Below are 2,505 nucleotides of genomic sequence, written 5' to 3'. Positions count from 1 at the left end.
TCGGTCCGCGATCCGGAGGCCCTGCACCCCGGGGTCGTCCCCCTGGTCGCCCCCACCCTCCCGCTGTGGCCCGCCGCCGCCGTCCTGCTCGCCCTGCTGCCCGCCTTCGTCGTCCCCAGGGAGCCGTCGTGATCCGCTTCGAGGATGTCAGCGTGACGTACGAGGGCGCCGGCGAACCCACCGTCGCCGGTGTGGACTTCGAGGTGCCCGAGGGCGAACTCGTGCTGCTGGCCGGTCCGTCCGGGGTCGGCAAGTCGACCGTGCTGGGCGCGGTCAGCGGGCTGGTCCCGCACTTCACCGGCGGCACCCTGCGCGGACGCGTCACGGTGGCCGGCCGGGACACCCGCACCCACCAGCCGCGCGAACTCGCCGACGTGGTGGGCACGGTGGGCCAGGATCCGCTCGCGCACTTCGTGACGGACACCGTGGAGGACGAACTCGCCTACGGCATGGAGTCCCTGGGGCTCGCCCCGGCGGTGATGCGGCGCCGGGTGGAGGAGACCCTGGACCTGCTGGGCCTGGCCGCGCTGCGGGACCGTCCCATCGCCACCCTCTCCGGCGGGCAGCGGCAGCGGGTCGCCATCGGCTCGGTCCTCACCCCGCACCCCCGGGTACTGGTCCTGGACGAGCCGACCTCCGCGCTCGACCCGGCGGCGGCGGAGGAGGTACTGGCCGTCCTCCAGCGCCTGGTGCACGACCTCGGCACGACGATCCTCATGGCCGAGCACCGCCTGGAGCGAGTGATCCAGTACGCCGACCGGATGGTCCTCCTCCCGTCCCCCGGCGCCACCCCCCTCACGGGCACCCCGTCCGAGATCATGGCGGTCTCCCCCGTCTACCCCCCGGTGATCGCCCTGGGCCGCCTGGCCGACTGGACCCCCCTTCCCCTGACGATCCGGGACGCCCGCCGTCAGGCCGCGCCCCTACGGGCCCGGCTGGCCGGCAGTCCGTCGCGCAGCGACTCGCCCACGCCGGTGAGCGACCCCGCCCCCGCCCCGCCCCCCGGCCACCCGTACCTCGCCGAGACCCGGTCCCTCGCCCTCCGCCGGGACACCACCCAGGCCCTGCGCGACGTAACCCTGACCATCTCCAAGGGCGAGACCATCGCCCTCATGGGCCGCAACGGCGCCGGCAAGTCCACCCTGCTCAGCGCCCTGGTCGGGCTGCTCGCCCCCACCACCGGCACGGTCACCGTCGGCGGCCTCACCCCCCACCGCACCCCGCCCCCGGCCCTGATCCGCCGGGTGGGGCTGGTCCCCCAGGACCCCCGGGACCTGCTGTACGCCGACACGGTCGCGGCGGAGTGCGCCGCCTCCGACAAGGACGCGGACGCCACCGAAGGCACCTGCCGCGCCCTGGTCTCCGAGCTGCTCCCGGACATCACCGACGACGCCCACCCCCGCGACCTCTCCGAGGGCCAGCGCCTGGCGCTGGCGCTGGCCGTGGTGCTCACCGCCCGGCCGCCGCTGCTCCTGCTGGACGAGCCGACCCGCGGCCTGGACTACGCGGCCAAGGCCCGCCTGGTCTCCGTGCTGCGGGGACTGGCCGCCGAGGGACACGCGATCGTGCTGGCGACGCACGACGTGGAGCTGGCCGCCGAGCTGGCGCACCGCGTGGTGCTGCTGGCCGAGGGCGAGGTGATCGCGGACGGCCCGATGGCGGAGATCGTCGTCTCCTCCCCCTCCTTCGCCCCGCAGGTGACGAAGATCCTGGCACCCCAGCGCTGGCTGACCGTCGCCGAGGTCCGCGAGGCCCTGGCATGAGCCGTACCCGCCCGCACGCCGTCCGCCTGGGACCCCGTTCCCTCGCCGCCCTCGCCCTGACCGGCGCCGTCGGCCTGGTCGCCTTCTGCTGGCCCTTCCTCGCCCCGCCCCGCTCGCGGCTGAGCGCCCACGCCCAGGACGCCCCCTGGCTCTTCGCGGGCCTGCTCATCCTGCTGGTCGCGGTGGTCGCGGCGACGATCTCGGAGTCCGACCTCGGCCCGAAGGCGGTGGCGATGCTGGGCGTCCTGGCGGCCACGGGCGCGGCGCTGCGGCCGATCGGCGCCGGTACGGCGGGCCTGGAGCCGATGTTCTTCCTGATGGTGCTGAGCGGCCGGGTGCTCGGGCCGGGCTTCGGCTTCACCCTGGGCTCGGTGACGATGTTCGCCTCCGCCCTGCTCACGGGCGGGGTCGGGCCGTGGCTGCCGTTCCAGATGCTGGCGATGGGCTGGTTCACGATGGGCGCCGGGCTGCTCCCCGGCCCGGTCCGGCTGCGCGGGCGGGCCGAGCTGCTGTTGCTCGCGGTGTACGGCTTCCTGGCCGCGTTCGCCTACGGCACGGTGATGAACCTGGCCGGCTGGCCTTTCATGGGCGGCGGGGCCTCGGGCATCTCGTTCGTCGCCGGGGATACGGTCGCCGCGAACCTGGCCCGGTTCGTCGCGTACTGCACGGCCACGTCCCTCGGCTGGGACCTGGGCCGGGCCCTGTGCACGGTCGTGCTGACCCTCGCGCTCGGTCCGGCGGT

General features: G+C 75.4%; 2 protein-coding genes. Both read left to right on the top strand.

Annotated features, from left to right (window positions below; all coding sequences use genetic code 11):
- Positions 1 to 128: 128 nt before the first annotated feature.
- On the top strand, positions 129 to 1,763 hold the full coding sequence (locus tag H5J33_RS30910) for an ABC transporter ATP-binding protein (protein WP_181798076.1): 1,635 nt from the start codon (positions 129 to 131) through the stop codon (positions 1,761 to 1,763).
- The coding region (locus H5J33_RS30905) for an ECF transporter S component (protein ID WP_181798075.1) at positions 1,760 to 2,505 on the top strand (746 nt) is incomplete at its 3' end. The genes H5J33_RS30910 and H5J33_RS30905, both read left to right, overlap by 4 nt.

The sequence above is a fragment of the Streptomyces sp. WELS2 genome (genome assembly GCF_013870595.1).
Classification (GTDB): Bacteria; Actinomycetota; Actinomycetes; order Streptomycetales; family Streptomycetaceae; genus Streptomyces.
The sequence above is the reverse complement of the archived record's forward strand: the minus strand, read 5'-3'. Positions and strand labels throughout refer to the sequence as shown.